15 protein-coding genes are annotated in these 16,281 nt (G+C 40.8%); 1 reads left to right on the forward strand and 14 read right to left on the reverse strand.

Going from position 1 to position 16,281, the window contains the following annotated elements:
• Window positions 1-198: 198 nt before the first annotated feature.
• The 13 genes from UF75_RS05240 to UF75_RS05300 all read right to left on the reverse strand — a co-directional run bounded on the left by UF75_RS05240 (window position 199) and on the right by UF75_RS05300 (window position 14,270).
• Window positions 199-1,578 (reverse strand): ATP-binding protein, encoded by a 1,380-nt coding sequence (locus UF75_RS05240; protein ID WP_045573553.1) that lies wholly within the window; start codon window positions 1,576-1,578, stop codon window positions 199-201.
• A gap of 157 nt (window positions 1,579-1,735) precedes the next feature.
• Window positions 1,736-2,644 (reverse strand): methyl-accepting chemotaxis protein, encoded by a 909-nt coding sequence (locus UF75_RS05245; RefSeq protein ID WP_052693009.1) that lies wholly within the window; start codon window positions 2,642-2,644, stop codon window positions 1,736-1,738.
• A gap of 53 nt (window positions 2,645-2,697) precedes the next feature.
• On the reverse strand, window positions 2,698-3,480 hold the full coding sequence (locus UF75_RS05250) for a sulfite exporter TauE/SafE family protein (RefSeq protein WP_045573590.1): 783 nt from the start codon (window positions 3,478-3,480) through the stop codon (window positions 2,698-2,700).
• A 469-nt stretch (window positions 3,481-3,949) separates the two neighbouring features.
• Window positions 3,950-5,584, reverse strand: a complete 1,635-nt coding sequence (locus UF75_RS05255; RefSeq protein WP_045573554.1) for a sodium:solute symporter family protein — start codon at window positions 5,582-5,584, stop codon at window positions 3,950-3,952.
• 203 nt (window positions 5,585-5,787) lie between these two features.
• A complete protein-coding gene (locus tag UF75_RS05265) occupies window positions 5,788-7,629 on the reverse strand; it encodes an ASKHA domain-containing protein (protein WP_045573556.1) in 1,842 nt (613 codons plus the stop codon).
• A 21-nt stretch (window positions 7,630-7,650) separates the two neighbouring features.
• Window positions 7,651-8,319 carry a DUF1638 domain-containing protein gene (locus tag UF75_RS05270; protein ID WP_045573557.1) on the reverse strand — a complete coding sequence of 223 codons (669 nt, stop codon included), beginning with the start codon at window positions 8,317-8,319 and terminating at the stop codon, window positions 7,651-7,653.
• 78 nt (window positions 8,320-8,397) lie between these two features.
• Window positions 8,398-9,258 carry a dihydropteroate synthase gene (locus tag UF75_RS05275; RefSeq protein ID WP_045573558.1) on the reverse strand — a complete coding sequence of 287 codons (861 nt, stop codon included), beginning with the start codon at window positions 9,256-9,258 and terminating at the stop codon, window positions 8,398-8,400.
• A 13-nt stretch (window positions 9,259-9,271) separates the two neighbouring features.
• A complete protein-coding gene (locus UF75_RS05280) occupies window positions 9,272-9,913 on the reverse strand; it encodes a corrinoid protein (RefSeq protein WP_242860121.1) in 642 nt (213 codons plus the stop codon).
• Between the two features lie 99 nt (window positions 9,914-10,012).
• On the reverse strand, window positions 10,013-11,068 hold the full coding sequence (locus tag UF75_RS05285; protein ID WP_045573560.1) for a uroporphyrinogen decarboxylase family protein: 1,056 nt from the start codon (window positions 11,066-11,068) through the stop codon (window positions 10,013-10,015).
• Window positions 11,069-11,339: 271 nt separating this feature from the next.
• Window positions 11,340-11,618 carry a hypothetical protein gene (locus UF75_RS26120; RefSeq protein ID WP_052693014.1) on the reverse strand — a complete coding sequence of 93 codons (279 nt, stop codon included), beginning with the start codon at window positions 11,616-11,618 and terminating at the stop codon, window positions 11,340-11,342.
• Window positions 11,603-13,435, reverse strand: coding sequence for a sigma-54-dependent Fis family transcriptional regulator (locus UF75_RS26125; protein WP_052693015.1), 1,833 nt, complete (start codon window positions 13,433-13,435; stop codon window positions 11,603-11,605). The genes UF75_RS26120 and UF75_RS26125 overlap by 16 nt, the downstream gene beginning before the upstream one ends.
• A 24-nt stretch (window positions 13,436-13,459) precedes the next feature.
• Window positions 13,460-13,978, reverse strand: coding sequence for an OsmC family protein (locus UF75_RS05295; RefSeq protein WP_045573561.1), 519 nt, complete (start codon window positions 13,976-13,978; stop codon window positions 13,460-13,462).
• Window positions 13,979-14,015: 37 nt separating this feature from the next.
• The gene (locus UF75_RS05300; protein ID WP_197079326.1) at window positions 14,016-14,270 is read right to left on the reverse strand and encodes a hypothetical protein; all 255 of its coding nucleotides are present in this window, start codon (window positions 14,268-14,270) and stop codon (window positions 14,016-14,018) included.
• 151 nt (window positions 14,271-14,421) lie between these two features.
• On the opposite strand from UF75_RS05300, the gene UF75_RS29600 reads away from it, so the two are divergent.
• Window positions 14,422-14,649, forward strand: a complete 228-nt coding sequence (locus UF75_RS29600) for a hypothetical protein (protein WP_207642468.1) — start codon at window positions 14,422-14,424, stop codon at window positions 14,647-14,649.
• A 590-nt stretch (window positions 14,650-15,239) separates the two neighbouring features.
• Here UF75_RS29600 and aroF read toward each other — a convergent pair.
• On the reverse strand, window positions 15,240-16,253 hold the full coding sequence (gene aroF / locus UF75_RS05305; RefSeq protein WP_045573563.1) for a 3-deoxy-7-phosphoheptulonate synthase: 1,014 nt from the start codon (window positions 16,251-16,253) through the stop codon (window positions 15,240-15,242).
• Window positions 16,254-16,281 lie beyond the last annotated feature (28 nt).

Genomic DNA, 16,281 nt, shown 5'->3' on the forward strand with positions numbered 1-16,281 from the left:
CCCACTTATAGATGAGGAGTCTCAAACCTAGATGAAAAATAATTCACTAATATTCTATAACTAAAAAAGCCTGCTTTTCTCTGAATCAAGTAGAGAAAAGCAGGTGTTAACTAGGACATAACTATTTTTTGTTAATTATTAGGTCCACCTTTAACGAGACCAGGTGGAATTTCGACGCGCAACCCTTGCCACCGCTCCCTAATTACTTAATTCAAAGTATACATTAAATGTAGAACCTGAAGGGCTAGTTTCAACACTTATCCTTCCGTTGTGGCGTGAAATTATACCGTAACACACTGCTAATCCTAAACCTGTTCCTTGTTCTTTGGTTGTAAAGAATGGTGTGCCTAACTTTTCTAAAATACCCTGTTCAATTCCTTTACCTTCATCCGAAACGACTAAGACTACCTCACTGTTAGTAAAAAACGTCTTTATTCTTAAATGTCCGCCACTAGACATTGCTTCTAACCCATTACGAACAAGATTTAATAACAGTTGGCGTATTTCCTGAATGTCGAGCTGTAAATCCGGCACATTATTAAGTTCAACCGTTAATAATTTATCATTGGCTTGGGCGTCTGCTTGGACGAGCGGCAAGGTGGAAGTGACTATGTCATTTATACTGTGCAGTTCAAACATAGTTGGTTTGTTTTTACTAATGGAAAGAAACTCTGAGAGAATGCAATTTGCACGATCAAGTTCTTCTATCATTAGGTCAAAATATTCCTTATCCTTTGACTCTTGTTTGTCTCTAAGTAATTGCAAAAAACCTTTTACTGTTGTCATTGGATTTCGGACTTCATGACTAATACTAGCTGCCATTTCACCGATTAAGTTCAACCTATCTAGTTTCGCCATCTCTATCTCAGCTCGTTTGTTCTCCAATATTTCTCTTGAAAGTAAATCATTAGCTGTTTGTAATTCTTTTGTTCGCTCTGTGACTAAATCCTCTAAATAATGTTTATGCAGCAAATCCTGTCGTCTAAATTGATAAAGTACTATGGAGAGAAAATATGATACTATCAATAAAATAGATGCGTTTATATAGTGCGCCTGGCGAAGAGCGGGATCCTCTTGACTAATTGCTACGGAAATCATAATAGTAACCCAGGATAATCCATATAACAGTACTGCAACCTTCGGCTTGTAGTTACACATAACAGCGATAATAATGCAGGTTATAACGTAAACCGTAAGTTGACTATGAATTTTTTGATCGATCCAACCCGATGTTATAGCTGCATGGTTTAGCAAAAAGAGAGCAAATAGGATTCCAAAGAAGTTATGAGCTAAAGTTACTTCTTTTGGGGACTGGGCAATAATTCTGCAGGAACTCAAAATAAAAAGTAGTGTTCCCAAACCTAAAACGACATGAGAATAGAATAAATACTTATAACCATCGGTAATAATCCAGAGACCCTTGACGTTATTGATATAGTCAATAAATAGCAGAATAAAGTTGCACATGAACAAAACGATGGATAATTTTCTGGTTCGATTAAAATTATCCATCGTTAGAATCCCCTCGATAGCATTATCGTAGTAATCTGTCACATGCTGCAATTGAAAGAATCCCATGCGTTGTTGCTCCTATCCAAACTCTTTTCCGAATAAAATTCAACACAAAGCAATGATTTTCCTTCTTTTAGTATTATTGTTACCAACGTGGGCCGCCGTGGCTTTTTCGTCCGGGTGCACCACGGATCGTTACCTCTCCGTGTTCCGAATAAGCTAGTTAGTTTTCTCTAGAAAGCGCTTCTGCCATATTCGCAAGGTCTATACTTAACTCAGATAAATTCTCTATGGCTGTTGTAAACTGTGATAAATGAGCGGCTTGTTGACCTGCAACCTGATCTAATTCCGTTGCCGATGTTGCAATTTGAGCGATAGCTTGAGAAAATTCCTCTATGATAACTTTAATCTCTGTAATAGAACTTGCACTTTGCTCTGCAAGCTTTCTTATTTCCAGAGCTACGATCGAAAATCCCTTGCCTTCCGCACCTGCCCGTGCAGCTTCTATGGCTGAATTTATCCCCAATATTTTACTACGATCGCTGATACTTTTGACTGTCTGTACAATCTTGTCTGTTTCCTTAACACCTTCTTGCGATGTTTGGGCAATAGCTGCAAATTGTTGACTTGTTGCACTAAGCTCTTCACCCTGGGCTGTAAGTTCTTGGATAGTTGCAGTGAGCGTAGAGAGTGTTTCAGAAATTTGCCGGGACATAGCCCGTAAATTTTCTTTGTGTTCCATAGACTGTTGTACCGCTATACCACCTATAACCTTCCCTTCGTCTCCAAGAATCGGGATAGATATGGCTATATATGGAATGCCGAATGATTCTTTATCCACTACTTTTAGAACTCGCCTTGCCTCTTTCATAGCCTCTTGAATTGGCAATTGAGGCGGAATAGTATCGCCTGGTTTGATCTTAATATCTAGCTTGTCTCCTGCCAGATAAATTAAAAATTTTTCTCTATCTGCGATGGCTATTCCCAGGTCTTCCACTGTTAACTGTCTTAACAAAGGCGCCAGGCTAATCAAATACTGTAAACGCCAATCAATCTTGCCTTCCCAGATTTTTAAAGTCTCTTTCGTGTACCGTATATGTCTCTCATACTTATCTGTAGCTCTATTCTCCACTATAGTTCCTCTCTTTCACATAGAATAGAAGTTCGTGGTGATTTCTTCCCGTATTAATAAATTACATCTAACCATATTTTTAAAGATGATAAAGCAATAATTAGTGTCATAATCCAGTACAGCAGTTTTACCGGAGTTCGATGTGACACCCGTGAACCTAATTGTGCAGCTGGTACAGATCCTAACACCAATGCCGCCGCAACCAGCCAAAGCATCTGTCCACTGGCAATCTTACCCACGGCACTTGTAAAGGCCGTCATTAAAACTATACCCAAAGTTGAACCAATGGTAATACGCATAGGTATTTTTAGAATATAAATACAAACTGGAACAAAGATAAAAGCCCCCGTCGCACCTATCATCCCCCCAATAAAACCGATTATTGTAGCTAATAAAGCCGCCAGTACACGATTAAACTGAACTTTATCGACATTTAACTCTTCCTGACTTTGGTCAGTATCATGTTCTTTTTTGGGTATTAACATTAATAAAGTAGCTAAGGTAGAACTACCAGCAAAAATTGCTAACAAAAAATGTGCCTCGACATATTTTGAAAAGAGAGCTCCCAGAAAACCGGCAGTAGCAGCCGGGATACCCATAGCCAACAAAACGGGTATGCTGACTGCTCCCCTTTTTCGATGGGCTATAACACCGGATGTTGCACTGGCAAAGACCTGTATGGTACTGACGGCCGCTACACTTTTCATGTCCAAGGCTGGAAGATGGAGTAATGGGGGTACATAAAGCAGCAAAGGCACCATTAATATAGCCCCACCCAAACCCAATAAACCTGAGAAAAATCCGCCCGTCAATCCTAGTATTAGTAGTACTAGCAAATAAATTAACACGTTAAACACCTCTACTCTAATGATATTTTAATAGCTTCTTCTTGAAAAAACGTATAATAATTCTCAAGGAAAGGCTCTTACAATAGTTGCAAGAGCCTTTCTAACCTATAAAAAGAACTTCGTCGATCTTTATATCTTTACATCAGTTGGTGACTATTTAGCCCCGGCTAATTGCTTATTCTCAGTGACGTTTACAAAACTCATTAAGAACACCCAGATGGACACCACAGTAATAAATATGATCAGCCTTTATTAGAGGTGATGATGATCGAGCTTTGGCCGTAAAGTTTATTTATTAAACCTTCTTACGCTTGTTACGTTTTAGTAACTTTTGTTACCTTTTTACTCACTTGTTTATTGACTACTCTGCTGTTCATATGTACATAAGCTGGCAACGTTTGAAGCATTGCCAGCTTATGTGGCTTAAACCTAAAGGTCATATTCAACGTTTTAAGGCTTAAGCAACTTCTTTCCCGGTCGATGTAACCTCTGATTTTTTAGGTACCACATAGATTATTACATTCACATAAATGGCAGCTACAATGAGGAAGAGGTTTAATCCGATCAACCCTTTCTGGAAGAGCCAGCTAAATTGGGTTAATGCTGTGAACCCCAGTAAAATCATGGCTGCCGTAGAGACAAGCCCTAAAGTCTTTCTGCCGGATGACTGATCAAATTTAATTTTCCACTGTCCGGCATTGTCCACCATTGAAACTACCACCATCAATAAGATATTAAAGGTCATACCGATAAACACAGGATGAATATTAAAGAAAAACTTAACTGGGTCCCAACCACCTAGGGCGTACCAAGACAAACCAGAAATAAATCCTCCGAGCAGAGCAGCTATTGCTCCACGACGTGTTGCCAGAGGCCAAGCCAAGGCCACAACCACTGGAGCGAATGTCGACCCGTTCCGTAACGTCCATGCTAAAACATTCCACCAGGAAGCGTTTTCGCTACGCATTAGCCCTAATAAAATCATCTCTAAGGTTAGCGCAACCAGTGCATACTTTGTGTACTTAACTTTGCGTTCATCACTTAAGGACGGGTTAATTGCACCCATTACGTCACGCCCAAGGCTTGTCGCACCAGAAAATTGGCAGGGGGCACCCCATCCCAACGCTGCGGCCCAAATTCCAAGGAAAAACACACCTACTAATGGAGCTGGTAATACTTGAGCCAAATATTGTGGTATAGCAATCATACCACGAGCTCCGCCTGGCACAACTGCAGCGGCTGACAAACCGAACAAAACACCGAAAACAACGAAGAAAATATTTGCTCCAAAGGCCATTAATAAGCCTTTTCTTCCTTCCTCAGGAGTACGACAGGATAAGGCCATCTGAAATGCTGCTTGGGCTACAAACACATTGATCAAAAATGTAGCGAACCAAGCAATGATCACTTGCAACCCTGCATTTGTCGGGGAAAACATGGCAGGTTTAGCGGTTGCTAACAGGGCTAATCCGTCGAAACCAGGTTCTATAAAGAAGGCAATACACCCGACGATAAACATTGCTGCAAAAGCAAAACTATTTGCCGTTTGAGTAACAACAATTGACCACATCCCACCTGATTGCAGAAAAATCAGAAGCGTGATACTTGTAATCGCGATGGAAAAGGGAAGTGTTAACGAGGTAAATACGTGAAGAGCAGAAGCAAAAGCAAGGGCGGTTGCTACCGACCACATGGGAAAGGTAAAGGCTGTAATCGCACCGCTCACACCCAGTGCTAGGCGCCCGAATTTATCCCCTATTAATCCGGAAACAGTAACCATTTTCAGTCTACGGAGATTGACAATTAATAATAGCGCAATGATTAAGACATGAACCATTTCAGCCACGCCATACCAGGCCGCCGAAATACCCACTTTGTAGGATAATTCTAAAACAGAAATAAACGAAGATCCAGAAAATAAACCCGTAATACATACGAAGACCATCCAAGGTTTAAAGCTGCGGCCTCCGACCCAAAAACTATCACCACCCGCACCGGATTCGGCTTTCTTTTTGGCATATCTGCTTAGTACAATAAGGACAGCCGTATAGGTTAGCCACAATCCTACAATCCATGCTCCGAATGAATTCATCAGTGCTCCTCCTTCACATTAATAATACGTAATAAATCTCCTTGGGAATTATTCCGCTGTGGATGGGATTTGAAATGTCCCCGCTTGTCAAGACACAATTTTGAAAATTTAAGATAAACCTCGTTTCTCGCAATCGGGTACTGTATTCTCTTTAGGTGAGAGCCTTCACCTCCTTTCATTTTTACTTCCCTTGTTTTTTACCTCTATCCTTCACATTCACCGAAAAACATTGCATTTGTAAACTCTTCCGTAAAATCACTTCGATCCGAAAGCTCAATATATTTAATATTTTTAACTACGGAATTCACGATCTCTTCGGTATCTGCACGCAATAGATTAATTTGTGCCCCGACATGTGCTGAATTACCTGCATATTCTACTTTGCTCAGAGATATAGTGGCCGGGATTAGACCCACTACCTGAGCATTCTTTTTATTAAGTACATTGCCAAAGGAACCTGCTAAGTTAAACAGCTCAATATCTTCAATCTTTATGCCCATTTCCTTGATCATAATTCGAATTCCGGCCAGTATGGCACCTTTAGCTAACTGGACTTGGCGAATATCCCTTTGTGTGAGACTTACTTTTTGAAATTCACTATTTTCAACTATGACAAATTCGTCACCATCGTCATTTTCTCGCAAACTTTCCGCCAAAGTATCCCCCACGATCGGGATTGCTTCCTCACGGGTTAATAGACGTCCGCTAAAATCGATAATTCCAATACTTAGCAACTCGGCAATTACATCCACTAAACCCGACCCGCATAAGCCCAATGCTGGAACCTCTCCGATAACATGATAGTGCAGCTTCCCATCTTCCAGCCAAACCCGATCGATTGCTCCCGTTTCCGCACGCATGCCGTAGCAAATGTTCGCTCCTTCAAAAGCTGGTCCTGCAGCAGCTGAACACGCATATAAAGAGCCTTGAGCCGCTAAGACAATTTCGGCATTGGTTCCAACATCTATTAAAACGCATGGAGCATCATACTTATAAGCACCCGTAGCCAGTACTCCTGCCACAATATCAGCTCCTACATACCCTGCCACATTGGGTAAAAAGGCTACTTTGCCTCTGTCATTGATTTTGATACCTAAATCTGTGGAATCAAAACTAAGTCCTGTATAAAGAGTTCCGACGAAGGGTGGTGTGGCAATATACCTAGAAGGAAGTCCAAGAAACAAGTGCTGCATAGTTGTATTTCCGACGACACTAAGTAAATAAATATCCGACCTATTTATACCCGCTTGTGATATTACTTCTTCGATTAAGACATTAACTTGATCGATAATTAAGTTTTGTAATTTTTTCAAGTTATTGCCCGTTAGAGAAAAGTCGATACGAGAAAGCACATCGGCTCCATAGGTTCTCTGTGGATTGAACGCTGATGCAGCTGTGATTTCTTGTCCATTAAACAGATCATGCAAACTACATATTACCGTTGTTGTTCCAATGTCTATAGCACAGCCATAACCTACAGTTGTTGTGTCTCCTGCTTCGACTGAAATCACTTTTCCTCTGTAAGTCACGACAGTAATTTCAAAGTTGTTTTTCCTCATTAATTCTGGAAGTTTCCTCAACAAGGTTAAGTCCAATTCTTGTTGAGGATCAAGTAACAGCTCTGCAACTCTATCCCAATCAGCCCGTTGATCTGTCATAGTTGGTGGGGGGACTTTAAGAAAGTGCTTAATAATCGTTGGTTGAATTTCTATGACACTTTTGGGCCGTGATAACAAGGCTTTAATTAGCTTACCTGCTGATTGACCGGGCACTTCAATAACCATATCTTGTACAATAAGCGTTTGACATGCTAATCTCCAGCCTTGGTCCAACTTAGCAGCGATAATCTTTTCCTTTTCAACGATTGTCGGGATTCCCGAATAATCGTGGCAAAGGATTAAGCATTTACCACATGTTCCACGCCGTCCGCAAGGGGTGGGCTCAATGTCAACCCTCGCTAAGTCTGCTGCTTCAACCACACTGGTACCTGCTGGAACAAAAACTTCTAAGTTTTGAGGTAGAAATTTAATTTTAAAACTTTGCACTTTCGCACCTCCAATGGGTAATTAGGTTCCGCAGGTAAACATGCTACTTTGAATCGAGATACCTGGTTCAACAATTATCTTGGAGTTTGATTCTATATCCTCAAACAAGCTAGCCAACCAATCTATTGATCCCTCAACTTCTTCATAGTTCAAGTCAAAGAACTCACTAATCTTTTGGACATAAACCTTGTCTGCAAGATAGCTGGCCATATCATTATTGATCAAAATAAACGTTTCATAGTTCTTAATCATTTCTTTGGTAGCCCAATAGGCTGTTTCATGATCAAATAACTCCAAACAACGTTGATATTCTTTCCATCCATCGCTCCCAAAGGCAATCCACCCCGAGCTGAGAAAATAACTTGTGGTTCTATTAATCTGACATTTACCGAAATGACGAAGACCAAGTAAAACAGATATGCAATCCTCACTATTGGGGATGACAATTTTGCTCCGGCTGGACTTTAGGGCCGCAACACCATTGCCACACCAACCGTAACCTAAATAGATACAGTCTAGATCTCCTTGTTCATCAAGGAGATCTATCTGCTTTTGCAATTCAACATTTAGTAGATCAGGGGTACGATGCAATTCTTGGGGTAAAAAGATACAGTTCTCTCTGGGTATTTTTAAACCCCTAAGGAATTCTTCTTTAAAAACTTCACATGCAATGATTTTTACTTTTTGCATTTGACGTTCCGCTCTTTCTTTAGTAAGAAATATATAAATTTCATTAGGCTTTTTACCCCAAGTGAGCAAGGTTTCTAGCTAGGCTTGTGGTTCAGAGTACTGTCGGTATTCTGCCAAGTAGTTCATAGACCACTCATCTCGTCCTAAGAGAAGATCAGAGGTTTTAACCGTTCGCCGCATACCCTCTGCCGTCGGATCCATAATTATGCAGGTTAAACCAGCCCTTAAGGCCATAGCAATCATCGTTTTAGTGATACTATTTCGATCTGGTAAACCAAATGAAACATTGCTAATTCCCAAAATAATATTAGTACCTAGTTCCTCTACGATCCTTTCAATGGTTTTCAGGGTAATAGTGGCAGCATTATGGTCTGAACTCACAGTCATAGTCAAGCAATCGATTATAATATTGGAGCGTTCGATTCCTAGCTTTTCTGCACGTTCGACAATTTTCATGGCGATCGCTAATCTTTTTTCAGGATCATTGGAAATACCAGTGTCATCCATGAGTAAACCAACAACCGCTGCCCCATATTCCTTAATCACAGGCAGAACACTCTCAAGAGATTTTTCCTCACCCGTTACTGAGTTAACTAAGGCTTTCCCTTCATATACTTTTAGCGCTGCTGCCAGGGCAACCGGATTAGCCGAATCTATACACAGAGGTACATTAACGGTTTCAGACACTATTTTGATGACTTCCGGTAACATAGCAACCTCATCAATGCCCGCGACTCCTACATTTACGTCTAACATATCTGCGCCCTGCTCGACCTGAGCGATTGCCTCGCGTCTTACATAATCATAGTCTTTCGCCAAAAGCGCTTGACCAAATTTCTTTTTCCCTGTGGGATTGATCCGTTCACCAATAATAACTGCAGGCAAATCCCTACCGATGGTGACTATTGTGTTCTTGCTGCGAACCTCGGTATGAAACATTATTTTTCCTCCTTTAAGCTACGCCAATCAATTTCTTAGCTGCATCAACTGCTGCTGTAGCATCTTTACCGAACCCGTCACCGCCAATTTGCAGGACCCACTCTTCAGTTACTGGTGCTCCACCCACCATAATCTTAACTTGATCACGGAGACCGGCATCTATAATCGCTTTAATGGTCCCCTCAACATTAGGCAAAGTAGAAGTTATTAGGCTCGACATCGCTATAATATTTGGTTGATGTTCTTTGATTGCCTCGACAAACTTCCCCGGGTCAACGTTAACCCCTAAGTTTATTACTTCAAACCCTGCACCCTCAAACATCATAGCAACAAGGTTTTTGCCGATATCATGAAGGTCATCCTTGACTGTCCCTAGTACAATTTTACCTAATGCCACTGCCTTTGCTGCAGCTAAAATGGGCTTCAGTATATCTAGTCCCGCATGAGTGCATCGAGCGGAAATTAGTACTTCCGGTACGTAAATCTTATTTAACTTAAATTTCTCGCCAATAACAGCCATGCCAGCGATTAAGCCCTCACTTAAAATCACCTGTGGGTCGATTCCTTCATCTATTGCTTGTTGGCAAAACTCTTTAGTTTTTGCAGGCTTGTAAGTAATAATCGAATTTTTAATATCTTCTAATACGGACATCATGCTTCCCCCTCATTCAAAATATCTCTTAGTTGTGTGTACTTGATGTGAAAAACTAAACCATCACTCGACTGCAAAGGGTGAGAACTCCTAATACAGAGACTATTTCCCTTCGGCAATCTTTGCTGCACTGTAACTTTTTGCAGTATTTATCATAACGCGAACATTTTCATCCGGTGTCCCATAATCAAGACCTACTGCATCAATGGAGAGCAATTCGTAAGGACCGCCAGTGTCGATGAGACGTTTGACATCTTGCTCAATTTCTTCAGCTGTACATTGGAGCATACGGACAGGGCAAATCCTAGCATTTATAAAGACAGTAGGCATCAGTTCTCTCACCCGACGCAGGTCAGTCAAAGGCCCCACTTCAATAAATTGCATATTTTTGATTTTACTGTAGCCTTCTATTACATTATCAACAGATCCGCAATGGTGAATACCAAAAGGTTGTAACGCATTCGCAAGCTTCATTTCATATGGCAAAATAAATTCCTCATAGGATTCATTAGAGATTTGCGCTGTAGTACAATTCGGAGTAATATACATTTCTGGTGGAGCCATAGGGGTAACGGATGATGCTAATGTACCAGTACGGCTTTTAACATAATTGGCTAATGGAATAATTGTTTCCAAGCAAAGATTCATTACCTTGTGTGCCACATCTGGATTCTCATAAAAATCCATGTACAGTTCATCACCGCGCAGTTTTAAGGCCAAGTTCTGAATACCACATGTATTAATATTTCCTGTAACCCGCCCGTATTTTTTCTCTAAATAATCCATTTGTCTGATGATTTCAGTCATGGGATGAGTGTTCAGTATATCGGGTACAACGAGATTATTTATTGTTTCTTCGGACATGTTAGCCGGAATAGCCCACGGCAAAGCATCATCGAAGAACGTGGTTTCACACCCGAACAATTCAGGTACCAAAGCCATACCATAATCGACAAAAGGATTTGGTTGGGGATCAGGGTTTCCTAGCCCTAGATCTCCAAAGCGCTCATATAGTAACTTTTGTTGCTTCATTGCGACCTCAATGCGGTAGTCAGGGTCATAGTAGTACTGTTTACCGTAAGAAATACCATAATTCTTATGCCACCAGTTGGGATAAAAACCGACGCTAACCCGAATGTGCTCCATATTTTTGGTCATGTTTAATAAGCTCCCTTCTTTCATCAAATTTTCTTGAATCTAGCAATTAATTGGAAAAGCTTGAAGACCTATTCTTATTTTATACGCAAAACTTATGCCAATCCTTAAACATCTGATAAAAGGCACTTTTCTGAAAATTATAAAGGATGAACGTAACATTTCTGTTCCATTCATCCTTTATTTATTTTAAATGACATTAAGGATTCATCAAAAAACTCCTTTTTTCCAGTTGGAACGCCGAGGTTCCAACTGGAACTTCGCAGTGCCACTATTATAGCAGCTCATATTGTTTTCCTTTCCTCAACACAGTAGTATGAGTTATCCCCAAAAGTAAAGCAATTTTTCTACTACTCTTCTCCGTTGCTAGTGCTTTTCGAAACAATTCCTTTTCCATCATCTGAACGCCCTCGTTTAATGAGATAATTCCTCTAACAGTTACTTCAACCTCAGCCTTTCCAATATTCCCGACATTCAAATTTTCCGGTAGGTGGTTAATCTCTATTGAGTTACCTTGGCTTAGAATGACCGCTCTTTCTATAATATTTTCCAATTCTCGGATATTTCCTGGCCAATAATAGCTCTCAAAAATTTTATAAACTTGTTGAGTAATTTTTTTTGTTTGCTGTATTTAGTACAATACTTGCTCAAAAAATATTCACTTAAAGGTAAAATATCCTCTCTACGCTCGCGCAAAGGAGGAATTTTAATTTGTACAACATTCAAACGATAGAATAAATCCTCGCGAAAGGTTTTTTTCTTTACCATTTCCTCCAGTTTACGATTAGTAGCTGCGATAATGCGCAAATCAAGGTTAATAGGTTTTATGCCACCAATACGATAAATAACCTTTTCCTGAATAACTCTTAAAAGCTTAACTTGTAAATTCAAAGGAAGTTCTCCGATCTCATCAAGGAAAACGTTCCCACCATTGGCCGCTTCCATTAAGCCTATTTTCCCCTCTTTACTAGCTCCTGTAAAGGCACCTTTTTCATATCCAAAAAGTTCAGATTCCATGAGGTTTTCCGGTATTGCTCCACAGTTAATAGTGATAAACGGACCATTCTCCTTTCCGCTTAGCCTGTGAATCCGCTTAGCGGCAACTTCCTTACCCACCCCGGATTCTCCGGTAATGAGAACAGTCGATTCAACTTGCGATACACGCACCATTAACTCTAAGACTGGCTCCATCGCAGGACTCTTGGTTATTAAATCTTCTTTTAATAACTTTCCTCTTAGCTCTAATAACTCGACTGAATAACGTAATTTCTCTTCCTTCGCTTGTTCTACTTGAAACTTAAGACGTTGCAATTCAGTCATATCCCTCATATTAAATATAACCTGTATTACCTTTCCATCCGGAGCAAAACGAGGATTACCTGTAATAATGATCTCCTGTCCATCGCCCTTCGTGTAACCTTTGGTGAGGGTTTTCTTCTGCTTTATAATATTAATAGCCATTTCGTCCAAGCAACCAGCAACTTCTGATTCAATATCACTTAATAAACAATTCTTGCTACAATCTGTCAGGTCAAAAAGCTGCAAAGCGCTCTTATTAACCCTTTGGACTACTCTTTCAGGATTAACAACTAGCATTCCGTCATAGGAACACTCGATAATATTATCCAACTCATCTCTCAGTTCCCTGACCCTCGATAATTCTAGAGTTAAGTTATCCATTTCCGATAAATCTTGCAATACGACAACCGTACCTGTTATGTCGCCATTTACATATATAGGCGTTGCATTCCCTATTACCCGCTTGTTGTTAACCTCCAATCTAAAGCCAATCCGCGCTTGACCGTCAGCAATAACTTGCTTCCATATCCACTGAGGTAGAATTCTTTCATCACACTGTTCAGTTGCCTCCTGACTACTAACCCCTAAGAGAATCTCTGCTCCTTTATTAAAAAGGTATACAAAACCCGTTTTATCAAAAGCGATAATTGCATGACTAACTGACTGCAACACAACTCTCAGTTCATTTCTAGTTTCTTCCCAAGCCAAAGTAACCTTTTTAATTAGCTCTAATCGGGACAGAATTCCCGTTAATTTCTTATTTTGATCCAAAACAAGCATGCGTTCCATATCCTGAGTGCAAGTGTTTGCTATTTTATCAAAGTCAGAATTTTCTTCCACTATTGCAGGCGGATCATCCATGAATTCCTCTACTTTTGCTGTTGGGGAACAACCAGATAGAAAACATCCCAATACCTTATAAATTGTAATGATCCCCACAATGTCATCGTTCACCCCCACAACAGGCGCACAATTAACATCGTGGTCTAGATAAATTCTGCTTGCATCAGCAAGACTTTGATCAGATCTAACTGTGTAAGGGTTACAAACCATTACATTTTTAACCTTCATTGTAACTTCCTCCTTGTAAGTTTTTTATCCTATACCAGTCCTTCCACTCTGGAGCACCGTGTGCTCACTCCCGAATTCTTGTCCGGACTCTTTTCCACTGCTTCCACACACATCATATTTATAGGCCCTACCATTAATTTCAATAGAATAGGAGATTTCCGCTACTTTTTTTAGCATATTCGACGCTGAACAATAGACCTGCTCAGCCATTTGTAGAGCTTTATTCACCTTTTCTGCCGAAATGTTCTCCCCGCTTAACCGATATACCACATGAATATCGCTAAACACCTTGGGGTGTTCTTCCACTCTATTCCCATTAACTTCAACGTCTAAACGATCGTACACGACTCTCATTTTATTGAGAATATGACCTAACTCGATACCTGTACACCCGCCAAGAGACATTAACATTAATTCCATCGGTCTTACGCCTTCATTTTTCCCGCCATAAATCGCTGACGCGTCCATAGGTATTTTAAAGCCACTATCATCGGTACCTACAAATTTCATATTTCCTTCCCAGGTAATGTTTACTTGTGACATAAAATAATCTCTCCTTTTTTAAAATTACTTCGTTTCTTTAGTCCGTGTAAGAAATCCTCAATGCCCTCGCTTTACGTAATAATGTAGAATGGGCTACTCCTAGGATTTCTCCCGTACGACGCAAACTGTGATACTCCTTCAAGGCCTTTACAATTAACTCAGTTTCCACAATCTCCCGAGCCTGCTTTAACGGAACGATCTTATCGATAGATACTCGGAGGGGGCTCGAGGCTACTTGGGCAAATAATGACGCTGGCAACTGGTCCGAGAAAATAGCATCCTGTTCAGACATGATCACCAATCGCACGTTTTACTGTAATGAAGGGTCTGAGGATTCTCTAGTATAACCTGCTTAACTTTCATAACATCTCCTCTTATCTGAGAAATACGTTAATTTCCTAATTATAATCCTCGGACTCTTAGATGGCAACGAACAAAGCAAAATGAAACTGGCTACAAAATGGGCGATGATTGACTTGAAGATCATCGTATGGGGGTCTAAATTATATCGATGGGCAAGAGCATATAAAACCTGTCCCTCAAAAGGAAACGCCAGCAGCCATGAAAAAAATAACGAAAATACAACAATGGGCAATCTGCGCTCATCCATATTTATATTCAAAAAACGCTTACCTCTTTCAGAGCCAACCAAAGATAACATCCCCTCTTAATTAATCCAGATTTCATAGTCGTCGCAGCCCTTGACCTCCTTCGACGTGTTCTATAACTGTTCCTGCCTTTCAACCTCGACAACAATTGAAAAAACAGCACTCTCCACGTCTAAAGATTGTGGGCATCACTAACTCCTTTTTAATGATCAAAACTTCCCCACTTACCGATGTATAAATCACTCAGTTGTTCCTGTCCATAGTTGTTCCTGTCCATGATAGCGGTCTTGCAAAAGGTCCCCTAGGGCAGCAATCCGAATCGCATGGATGGAATATGTTCTCGATGTTTAAGCAATTTGTAACTGAAAAAACATCCCGGAATGCAAAAATTCATCGACAGCTATGTGGATAAAGTCATCGTTTACAAAGACCACCTTGAAGTAACATTCAAGGTGGTCTTTTCTTTTGAGCAGAAAAACAACATCTACTCATTTACAGAAAGGCTACTGGAATTTAAATCGTTGACCTCCATTTGGAAACCACGTAACTGATATTGGTGAAGGTCTGTATAATCGTTCCATTACTTCACAGGACTTATGCACTTAATGGTAATCTTTGGTTACATTTTCCGCAGAAGATTTTGTGACATAAGCTTACATCTTTTTACCTTCAAATAAGGCTCTTTTCCTTAAATCGACCATTAGTTCTTCAAACTGCTTTAAATCCAAAGACTGGGCGCCGTCGCACAGGGCCTTAGACGGATCATTATGGGCTTCAATCATAAGACCGTCAGCTCCTACAGCCATGGCTGCTTTGGCAAGGGGTGCAACGAGGCTGCGTATTCCTGCAGCATGACTGGGATCCACGATCACCGGAAGATGAGACTTTTGCTTGAGCAAAGGAATTGCGGATAAATCCAAAGTATTTCTCGTCATCGTCTCAAAGGTGCGGATACCCCTCTCACAAAGAATGACTTGTTCATTGCCCTCGGACATAATATACTCGGCACTCATCAGCAGCTCCTCGATCGTGTTGGCTAGGCCTCGTTTCAGGAGGATCGGCTTCTTACATTTGCCCACTTCTTTAAGCAGGTCAAAATTCTGCATATTCCTAGCCCCGATCTGGATAATATCCACTTGCTCCAGCAATGGAATCTGGGTTTGATTCATGACTTCTGTGACAATAGGAAGTCCTGTCTCCTGTTTTGCCGCCAAAAGCAATTTTAAGCCTTCTTCTTGCAATCCCTGAAAGGCGTAAGGCGAGGTGCGCGGTTTAAATACGCCTCCGCGCATGATGGTTGCACCGCTGAGTTGCACGGATCTGGCAATCTCAAGGATTTGCGCCTTACTCTCCACTGAGCAGGGACCAGCGATGACCGTAAAGTACCCTTCGCCAATGCTGACATTTCCCACCTTAACGGTTGTATTGTCAGGGTGAACGATTCTGTTAACCGCCTTATAGGGCTCGGTTACGCGTTTGCCATATTCAACAATGTCGTTGGTATGGACAATATGATCCACATCCACCTTAGCAGTGTTGCCGATAAGACAAACCACAGTGTGCTCAGTCCCTGTGCTAAGGATTGTGGAAAAGCCGTCTGACTCAAACTTATGAATGAAGGCCTCAATTCGCTCCCTTGCTACGTTTGGTTTTAGTACAAATACCATATGCCTTCACTCCTATCAATTTAGTAAT

The organism is Desulfosporosinus sp. I2, assembly GCF_000960765.1.
Classification (GTDB): Bacteria; Bacillota; Desulfitobacteriia; order Desulfitobacteriales; family Desulfitobacteriaceae; genus Desulfosporosinus.

Coding starts and splice junctions, on each gene's coding strand:
- UF75_RS05240 (WP_045573553.1), bottom strand. CDS start 1,578: ATGGGATTCTTTCAATTGCAGCATGTGACAGATTACTACGATAATGCT.
- UF75_RS05255 (WP_045573554.1), bottom strand. CDS start 5,584: ATGAATTCATTCGGAGCATGGATTGTAGGATTGTGGCTAACCTATACG.
- UF75_RS05270 (WP_045573557.1), bottom strand. CDS start 8,319: ATGCAAAAAGTAAAAATCATTGCATGTGAAGTTTTTAAAGAAGAATTC.
- UF75_RS05275 (WP_045573558.1), bottom strand. CDS start 9,258: ATGTTTCATACCGAGGTTCGCAGCAAGAACACAATAGTCACCATCGGT.
- UF75_RS05280 (WP_242860121.1), bottom strand. CDS start 9,913: ATGATGTCCGTATTAGAAGATATTAAAAATTCGATTATTACTTACAAG.
- UF75_RS05285 (WP_045573560.1), bottom strand. CDS start 11,068: ATGACCAAAAATATGGAGCACATTCGGGTTAGCGTCGGTTTTTATCCC.
- UF75_RS26125 (WP_052693015.1), bottom strand. CDS start 13,435: ATGAAGGTTAAAAATGTAATGGTTTGTAACCCTTACACAGTTAGATCT.
- UF75_RS05295 (WP_045573561.1), bottom strand. CDS start 13,978: ATGTCACAAGTAAACATTACCTGGGAAGGAAATATGAAATTTGTAGGT.
- UF75_RS05300 (WP_197079326.1), bottom strand. CDS start 14,270: ATGTCTGAACAGGATGCTATTTTCTCGGACCAGTTGCCAGCGTCATTA.
- UF75_RS29600 (WP_207642468.1), top strand. CDS start 14,422: ATGAAACTGGCTACAAAATGGGCGATGATTGACTTGAAGATCATCGTA.
- aroF (WP_045573563.1), bottom strand. CDS start 16,253: ATGGTATTTGTACTAAAACCAAACGTAGCAAGGGAGCGAATTGAGGCC.